Origin of the sequence: Candidatus Thiosymbion oneisti (genome assembly GCF_004359955.1) — a bacterium.
Classification (GTDB): Bacteria; Pseudomonadota; Gammaproteobacteria; order Chromatiales; family Chromatiaceae; genus Thiosymbion; species Thiosymbion oneisti.
This window is the reverse complement of the sequence record NZ_SMSC01000053.1, coordinates 1-9,128: the sequence shown is the minus strand read 5'-3', so window position 1 is coordinate 9,128 and position 9,128 is coordinate 1. Positions and strand designations below refer to the sequence as shown.

The following is a 9,128-nucleotide window of genomic DNA, read 5'->3' as shown; positions in this document are numbered from 1 at the left end:
ATCCGGCAGCTTCCCGCGCAGCTCGTCAATCAGATTGCGGCGGGAGAGGTCGTGGAACGGCCGGCCTCGGTGGCCAAGGAGCTGATCGAGAACAGCCTGGACGCCGGTGCGGACCGCATCGAGATCGATGTCGAGCGGGGCGGCGTCAAGCTGCTGCGGGTGCGGGAGGTCGGCGTCCCCGTTCCCGCCTGCGTGTTGTCCGAGGGGACATTGCGGATCTTGGGAATGCTCGCCCTGACCGGCGCCAAGGAGCCGCCCCCCTAGTCGGGTTCGAGGAGCCGGAGAACGGTATTCATCCACGACGAATCTAGCTGATTGCCGATCATTAAGATCCTGTGATCCGGCTCAATCGTAGAGCAGCATCGCTGGCTCTATATGCCTCTTGAAGAGAATTCGGTACAACAATAGGACAGTGACCAACCAGACAAAGAGCAGTCCGACCGTACCCACCAGCAATACATTCCCAGGTTCGAATGGTAGCAGGGCCAAGTCGGTCACTGCCACTTGGCCCGCGAATTCGGATTTAGCGAGCAGTAAGGCCAACTCGCCGGCCAACCAATAGGACGCACCGACCAGCACCAGACAAGCGAGCGCCAGACCGGCGGCCAGGCAGATAAGGACCTGGACCATCAGCATGACCAGGATCGCTGTACCGTCCATCCCCTTGGCAAGATATACCCCATAGCTAAGTCGGCGGTGCTGGATGACCATCCCGATCTGGGCCAGAGACAGTACCAGCAGGGACAGACTCAAAATGATACCGAAGGGCCACCTGAAAAGCTCCACCACGGCTGTCATGAAGCCGAAGCGGCGCACCGCGTCACGGTAGGGGCCGGGAATGGTCAGGACCGCCTCTTGGGAGATACTTGGTGAGACCTCCTCGGAGGTGTCTGTCCCTCCCGCGGTCGTTCCTGCTGTGGTCGTCAGGGCCTCCAGACGATTCATCACCTGCGACACCCGCTCGCGGTCCGGGACATAGACAATGGCCCGGTCGAAATCGTTACCCCGGACCGGATCCACGACTACGAGGGTATCCTCCTCTCCACATAGTTCCGGATTCGATTCCCCCCTGGTGCCTTGTGTGGGGAACAGACACAGGCGCCGTCCCCCCTCGACGAACCGGAAGGGGCTGCTCCTGCCGGGGGTACCGCCGGTGATCAGATAGGGCTGGGGATCGCCGGTCGGCACCTCGTGCAAGAACCTCAGTCCCGCCTCCCGCGCGCAGGTCTCCACAGCCTTCTCGGCTACCGGAAAGGGCAGTTGCAGCCTCGCCCGCCGCCGTTGCCAGTCTAGACCCAGACAGATCCGCAACCGCTCCAGCTCCGCGTCCGAGTAGTCGCCCGCGCGTCCGGGATGCACTTCGAGGGTGGTCAGGCGGATCCCCGCTGCCCCCAACTGCTCGGGAAAAAAGTGCAGATCGGCGTCGAATTGGGCGAGCTTCATGGCCGTGTAGAAGTTCATCGGAAACAGCATGGCCACCTCATCGAAGGTGGGCAGCCGGTCGACCCACTGGATGCGGAAGCGATGCAGCTCGCTGTTCTTGCCCGGTTTCACCCGCAGCCAGATATAACCATTCCGCAGGCAGTCCGGGATAGCGTCCATTGTCGGTGCCCGCACCGGACCGAAATCAAAATCCGGGACTAACTTGGCCGCGCGCCCGACGGCGGCCAGGGCCCGCGAGTAAAGCCCGCAATCCAGGCGTCGGAAGGCACGCCGGTTCAGGACCACCAGGGGCAGGATGCCCGTGCGCGCCTGCTCGGCCAGTGCGGGCGTGGTAGACAGGGCCGTCCGCCACAGGGGATCGTCTGCGGATACCGCCCAGATCAGGGGCTTGCTGATAAACGCTTCCCCCACGCCCTGGGCGTCTTGCGGCAGCGGACGCCACACGCCCTCCCCGCCGGCGACCTCGTGGGTTCCGGGGAGGCGAATGTCGGAGCTCAGCACATCCCGATAGGGATAGACCCGGAGCCCCTCGTCCAGGGCCGCGATGCGGTCCAACTCCCGCCGCGACAAGGCATCGCCGCTATCGCGCGCCTTGCCGCGCACCCAGACGGGGACGCCATGCCCAGGGACCATAGCCAGGGAGACATCGAGCAGCCGGTCCAGGATCCCCTGGCGAGCGACCAGCAGCAAGAGGGCGATGGCGAGGGTCAGCCCGAGCAACAGGCCGAGCCAGAGAAAATCCCATCTGCCGGTGAATGTTTGGCCCCCGAGGAAGGGAGTGCTACGCCTCAGCTCGATCAGGCCGAGACGGATCGCGGTGGTCTTGACCTGTGCCACCTCCGATCACTCCCTCACCCACCGGGAGCCACCGGGACCCCGGTAACGCCGCTCCCAAAAACAACCGTCGGAATCGACGAACAAGCGATAATCGACCCCCATGTCCGCGGGCTCCTCCTCATGGTGGGTGATCCAGATCAGCTTACGGTCCTTTTCCTTATCCACCCAATCCTTGAGCGCAAGGTCGACGATGTCCCTGCGGGTGTGGATGTCCAGGTTTCCGGTGGGCTCGTCCGCGAACAAGATCTGGGGGGAGTGCACCATGGCCTGGGCAAGGGCGACCCCTTGGCGTTGCCCGCCCGAGAGCTCGGAGGGCATCCGGCATAACAGATTACCGATCTCCTTGCGTTCATCCTGGTCCAAGACCTGGCTCAATACCTCCTCAGCACATGTCTGGGCTTTGCGCCTGCGGATACCCCGCAGCAACAGCGGATAGATCAGGTTCTCCTCGATCGAGAGGTGGTTGGAGAGGGTACTGTTCTGAAAGGCAAAGCCGAAATACTCCCGGCGCAGACTCACGGCGTCCATCGGCGACAGGCCGGTGCCGGAGCCCCCCCAGCGGAAGCGTTCGCCTCCGATGTCCCAATGTACCGTGCCCTTAAAGGGCCACTTAAGAGCAGCCAGGTGGTAGAGCAGGGTGCTCTTGCCCTTGCCGCTGGGGCCCATCAGGGGGACCCGGAGCCGCTCCTCGGGAAGAACCCCGGTGATGCCCCGAAGTACAGGGCGGTCCGGGTGCCAGCCCCCGGTCAATCCCTCGATCTCACAGCGGATCACGGCAGGTAAGCCTGGGGCAGCCAATAACGGATCAGACCACCGGCGATCTCATGCTCGAAGGTCGCCCGCTCGTCTCTACCGAGCCGTTTCCAACTGGAAGCCGGAGCCAGCCTCATCTTTTGGAGCTTGCGTCCCTGGTCTGTTATGCCGTTGCATTTGCTGGTGTTGTCCTCGAGCACAAAGGATGGTTTGAGCCTGGGCGATGCCTTGATCCCGTTGAGCAGCTCATAGATGGAGCCGGCCCAAAGCTTCAGCCGGCGCAGCTCGCAGGGCTCGATCCGCCGCAGCTCCCGGAGCTCATACCCCAGCAAGGGGCTGTGGGCGCGGACCGGCAGGCCAGATTTGCGCCACATGAATTCCTCAAAGCTCTCCCCCGTCTGGATCCTGAGCGGTTTGCCGATCTTGGTCTCCAGGAGGCTTATTAATGCACGGATAAAGGCTGCCCGTTCCTCGGTGGCACTCCGTCCCCCCGTCTTGGATAGATCCCGCAAGGTCCTCAGCCAAAAATCAAGGTCATCCAACCCTAGCCAGACCTCCTCGGTCCAGTCGTCGGAGACCGGGACATAGGCATAGTCCACCACATGATCGACAGGCTCAGTACATTGGCGGCCTAGCCTACGATCATCCTCCGCGCAGAGCTTGCGGTATACCCGTTCCCAGAACAGGACGGGGAGGTCGCCCTTGCCCATGCGATCATGTAGAAAGTCGTCCAGGGATTCGCCGCCGCGGATGGCCGTCATGAGCTCGTTGACCGCGCGACTGCTACTGTACTGATCCACGATCTCCTTGATCTTGGCCTTTGTCTGCTCAGCATCCGATAGGGACAACAGAGTGGCCTTGCGCTTGATATCCCTCCCCAAGAATCTTCCGTCGGGGTAGACAAGCCTCAGGACGGCCCGGGCATCCCATTTGAACTTGGCGTAGGCGTCTTGGTAGTCGATGGTATCCGACTCGGCCGGGGTCTGGATGAAAAAAATCAGGGAATCGGAGGCGAACGCCCGAATCTTGGTCCGCAGCCTATCCGGTACCTCGGGCAGGCGATCACCATGATCGCCGATGACAATCAATACCTTGAGCCGGTCATTACAGCCACCCATATCCTGGATGGCCTGCTCGATGCCGGCGAAGAGCCGATTCGGATAGTCGTTATGGTCATTCGAGCTGGCCTTAACTTCCTTGATGGCGGCCAGAAATCTACGGCGACTCTCGTCCATGGTTCGGCTGTTCTGGCTACAGTCCTCACGGTCGATCAGGAGCTTCTCGCACAGTCCACCTTGGCAGTCCAAGGCCGGGGCCGTATCCGCGTAGTGGTCCCGGAAGATACGGAAGCCGAAGCGGTAATGGTTGCTTCTGTGGCCCCCTTCCTTGTCTCCGGTCAGCTCCTCGGCCAATGTGCTGGCGACCTCTTCCACGGCACGGATGTGCGGGGTCATGCTCTCGGTGCCGTCGATCAGAAAAAAGACATCCGCCCCCTTCAAGGCCACAATGGAGCCGGTCCCCTGGTTCGGGAGATAGGGGTCTTCGTCGATGCGGGCCTTGGGGCCGGGCGCCGCGACCTTATAGACGGCACGGCCATCGACATCCTCCCGGTCCAATAGGGGAGGGTGGTGCGGATAGGTGTACCAGCGGCCGTCCCGGTTGCCCTTGACGGGATAGGCCCTGGTATCGTCGGCCGTTGCCGCCGCTCGGGCGTTGGGATACATGCGAGTCTCTTCCACCTGATCCGCCGGGCGCAGCCCCAAGCGGGTGTTCCAGGGGACGGTCTGTTCCTCCGGCACCCAGCCGACCAGGATATCGTCGTCATTGAGGTAGTATTCGTGCGCCAGCAACAGGCGCTTGGTGTCCGGGTTCCGGGCAAACACGAAGAGCAGCTCGAACCGGCTCAGGGTCCGACAGCCCTTCATCCCTGGATTGGGACAGTCATCCAGGTCCGGTCCCGGGAAAGACCGGACTGGCTCCGAGGAATCGTTAGGGCCTGTGGCAGTGCGGATGAATGCCTTGCGCTCGATGTAGTTCTCGATCAGGGGTCTGTTACGACAGAGCAGATCGGTCCGCTCCATCCAACCCAGGGGCTTTGCGTCGCCTGGCCGTTTGATCTGGATCCGCCCGCCGGCCGGATCGGCACTCAGGGTCACCGGCTCGACAAGCTCACCGAAGGTCCTACTGGAGAGAGAATCACCGCCTGATGGGGACGGGTAGACCGGTGCCCCATGACGCAGGATACGCAGGGGCAACGTCTCGTTGATCTTGGTCGGATCGTCCGGGTAAGTTCTAAACTTATATCCGGTACAACTCCCCTCCCCAGGTACCGCCCCTACCCGTGCCGCGAACAGCAATAAAACCGGCAGGATGTATAGAGTTCTCATTCCTTTCCCCCTGGTCATTTGTCCTGGCTGGCCATACGGAATGCGAGGCTCTTTTTATTGACGAAATCCCGAGCCGCACCATAATCGGCCGGATCGCCCATAGTCGCCCCGCAGGACTTGCCCACTCGGTCGGCGTCAATTACAAAGCGCCTGTTCGATCCTCTGAATGATCAGATGCAAACGTTTCTTTCGGTCCTGTCGCAGCTCCTTACAGGCCACGTCCATGGCCCGCCAGGTGGCACAACTGCCTGCGGTCAATACCTGGATATCAACCCCTTCCTGTTGCCAAATCCGGATTAGTCCGAGGCTGGTCGCGGCAATGCGCCGATAGAGCTCATCGCGGTTGTCGATTTCCTTCAGGCCACTGCCGTCGGTCAGATAGAGGATGGATCGGATCCGGTTGGCGGCAAACGCCGGATCCAGGGTGACAAGGCCTAGATTCTTCAGCGCATCGAGGTTTTCGGATCGGAAGCGCAGACGCGCGATCTTGGCGCGGATAGAGATTTCCCCATCCTCGGCTAGGTTCGGTAGATCCTCACAGGTCAGGACCCGGTCGAGACGTTGGTCCTCACCAATGCTCAAGAGGTCGAAGGGGACCCTCGATCCGGATTGTTTCATCCGGACCAGGCGTTCCCGCAGGACGTCCTGAAGATCCTTCCCGATGGGATCGAATATCTTTGATAGGGCGATCAGGATCAGCCGGCGGTGCACACCGCATCGGAGGAGTTTGAAATCCAGTACCAACTGGTTCCGGGTCCGGTTCAAAACTGGCCGGGTACAGTAGTTGATCTTCTCCGGACCGCGCATCAATCGGGCCCAATCGCACGGGCCCTTGGAGCGGCCAGTGAAGGCATACCGGGCATAATCCCAGTAATCCTGCGACTTGGTACCACCAACGCAGGCATCCCGTGTCGGATACCAGTGTACTTCCAGGGAATCGTCGAACTTAATCGTTGGTAGTGTCTTGGGAACGACCGGATAGGCACGTCGCGCCCCGTTTTCTGTCCATGCTGCTAACGGTTTGGACCTATCTGTTGCAGGGTCCCAACCGATCTTGAGACTGGTCTCAAATGCAGGATTTTTGGGCCTATGTTGCTCCAACCGGAGCTCGAGGCGTTGGGGAAGGGGCTGATTCGTCGGCCAGTCGACCTCTGTGAAGGTGGGTAGAGAGCCTTCGGTCCAAGAATACTTGATCGACTTTCCATCCCCACCGGAGAAGATAAGCTCTACCGGCTGGTATGCAGGTTCAACGGCGCAAGGATTTTTCGTGTTGGCTGGTTTACTGAGCCAGGGATCATTCGGCGGAAAGGGACGGCTGGGCCGCAACCGTCCTTTCAGATCGATCGTATCGCCAGCCACCGCTTCCTCGGCCTTAATCTCGATTGCCTCGATCAGTCCCGGCCATACCAAGTCGACCGTCCTAGCCGCTTGGATCGAACAACGACCTTGGGTCGAATCGACTGTGCCGAGATCGCAACCCCGGATCGGAGCGCCCCAAGACGGAGGCCAATGGATCTCGACTAAGGAATTTGATTGCAATCTATTAATGAGAACAGCAAAACTAATAATAAAAACAATAACTAAAACAATAACTAAAACAATAATTAAAATGAGCTTGATGAGAAATGATATCTTGACCCAAAGAGATTGAATCTCTGTCTTAACATATTTCTTGATAACAACGATAACAATGATGGTGATAGCAATAAGAACGACAATAAGACCAATAGGGGGAGTGATGATAGGAGCAATAATAGTAATGACGTTAGCAATTAATTCAATAATCCCTGCTATATTAGAAATCAGTGTATTAAGAGTCACTATCTTTCTCCAAAAAGATTTCTACAAATCCTTATGTTCTGACATGGTTCATGGTGATCTTTGTATCTTGATCTATAGGGAATCGCCTAGTACACCGTTTCAGCATATTCTACATGTTCAGAAGGTCGGTAACATGCGAAAGGTGATTTTGTGATAAGGCATGTAATATGAAAAATAGGCTGAAACCGTGGGCTAGGGGCTGTTGACATTTAGAAGGTCCGCACAGCGGACCCTACGCTAACCGCTTGTTTGACTGTAGGGTCCGCTGTGCGGATCACCTGCGTGTTGCAACCATTTTACAGGTGAAAAACAGTCGGTTAGATTTAAATATCAACACCCCCTAGTACCTAGACATGATTTCTGATGCCTGCCGTCCCAGGGACAGGGCGGATAGATCCTTGCGGTTCGAAAATCTTCGTACCCGGTTCATCCTCACAGGCGCGGAAAACACTCTGACACATGCTTGCCTCCTATTCATCAATGCCCTCGTCGGGGACACGTACCAATCGGAAGCCCTGCCTGAAAAATCCGTCTTTGACATGGTCGGATCCCAGACAGGTTGCCGCGGGTACCGAGGCATTTTTTCCATCGTCCTCATTCTCTTTCCGCCATTCGCTACCAACCGAGACGCGCCCCTTGTTGTCGCACGGATCCTCGGTCCATTCCAGCATGCCCCACTGGAACTCTCCATAAAAAAAGTCCCTTTCCGGGTCGTCGTTCGCGTGTGCCAAGGCCATCACTGCCTGACGCCATTCGGCAAGGGTCGGCAGCCGATACTGGCAACCGTCCTTTGCGGTTGCCGTAATCCATCTCCCGTAATCCTGTGCTACGGCCCAGGGGATATCTACAGCCGGATCGTGATCACCGGCGATCTTCCAGGTCGAGCCCTCCAGACTCTTGAGGAAGGATTGTCGTGGTCCACTCGCCACGTAGTCTTTGAACTCGGAGACGGTTATCGGTCTTGTCTGGATTTGGAAAGACACGGACAGCCCGGTAGGAACATCGCCGATCCAGTCCTTGTGAGATAGGGATGCGTTTGGATTGACTGATAAGAAACCTAGTTTATCATTCGCCAAGCAGGTGACCGGTGGATCTCCGCTATGATCGAACGGGCCTCTAAAATAATTCCCGATGCGATTAAGTGTGGTGTCTATTTCATCTTTGTCTGGCTGATAGGAGAAACTCACAATACCAAGGATGACACCAACCACTATCGCAGAAGACCATATTTTTACTAAGGAAGGCCGTATCTTTTTCCAGAGAGATCGAAGCTCTATTTTGTTGAGATCCAGCTTATTAACTAAGTCATAAATAGTAATAAGGCTTGCAATCAATCCAATAAAAGCCACTATATATCCAATAAAAGCCACTATATTTCTCCAAAAAAAACTCTCCGAATCTTTATGCTCCGACAAGGTTCGGAGTGACCTTTGTGTCTTAATCCAAAGGGGTTGCCTCGTACCTGAACACGGTTTTCTGACCGATTGGCATCTATCTCATTCCCCATGAAAGGTGGGGAGCAAGAAATGTACCCCGATATTGGAGGTTGGATTCCGGCTATCCCGGCCGGAATGACGCAGCAAGGTCTGAATAGTTACGGCGATCTCCAGAGCTGCCGGATTGTCCCTCTATGCCAGATGTCCCCGAAACGTGTCAAGCTCGGTCGTGTCACCGAAATAATGTGTGATGCTTAGCGGTGTGCCGTGCCTGACAAAGGCTGGTCACCGTCAGGTCGAGCACTGCGCGATACCGGCCCTCGGCTCGATTACCGGCCAGGCCGGGCGCGTCTTTGCCTAATCTACCTGAGCAGCTGCCTCGAAACTAGCTGGCGTCATCGCGCTTGCGTGGTCACTCGCTTTTTGCTTCCATCCCCCCATGACCAACCGC

Annotated in this window: 5 protein-coding genes and 1 pseudogene; 1 reads left to right on the top strand and 5 read right to left on the bottom strand. The window is 57.9% G+C overall.

Annotation, left to right across the window (positions count from 1 at the left end; all coding sequences use genetic code 11):
• Positions 1 to 186, top strand: a pseudogene (gene mutL / locus E1958_RS21025) (DNA mismatch repair endonuclease MutL); the annotation flags it as partial.
• A 159-nt stretch (positions 187 to 345) separates the two neighbouring features.
• Here the strand turns inward: mutL and E1958_RS18835 are convergent.
• The 5 genes from E1958_RS18835 to E1958_RS18815 form a co-directional block, all read right to left on the bottom strand.
• On the bottom strand, positions 346 to 2,280 hold the full coding sequence (locus E1958_RS18835; RefSeq protein WP_133513242.1) for a hypothetical protein: 1,935 nt from the start codon (positions 2,278 to 2,280) through the stop codon (positions 346 to 348).
• Positions 2,281 to 2,286: 6 nt separating this feature from the next.
• Positions 2,287 to 3,054, bottom strand: coding sequence for an ABC transporter ATP-binding protein (locus E1958_RS18830; RefSeq protein WP_133513241.1), 768 nt, complete (start codon positions 3,052 to 3,054; stop codon positions 2,287 to 2,289).
• The gene (locus E1958_RS18825) at positions 3,051 to 5,420 is read right to left on the bottom strand and encodes a hypothetical protein (RefSeq protein ID WP_133513240.1); all 2,370 of its coding nucleotides are present in this window, start codon (positions 5,418 to 5,420) and stop codon (positions 3,051 to 3,053) included. The genes E1958_RS18830 and E1958_RS18825 overlap by 4 nt, the downstream gene beginning before the upstream one ends.
• 135 nt (positions 5,421 to 5,555) lie before the next feature.
• Entirely contained in the window at positions 5,556 to 7,241 is a 1,686-nt protein-coding gene (locus E1958_RS18820) for a hypothetical protein (RefSeq protein ID WP_133513239.1), read from the bottom strand.
• Between the two features lie 470 nt (positions 7,242 to 7,711).
• Positions 7,712 to 8,611: an SUMF1/EgtB/PvdO family nonheme iron enzyme gene (locus tag E1958_RS18815; protein ID WP_165742265.1), complete on the bottom strand. Its 900-nt coding sequence runs from the start codon at positions 8,609 to 8,611 to the stop codon at positions 7,712 to 7,714.
• Positions 8,612 to 9,128: the final 517 nt, after the last annotated feature.

What these genes read in the sequence shown, in the direction of transcription:
- E1958_RS18825 (WP_133513240.1), bottom strand. Translation starts at nt 5,420, where the DNA reads ATGAGAACTCTATACATCCTGCCGGTTTTATTGCTGTTCGCGGCACGG.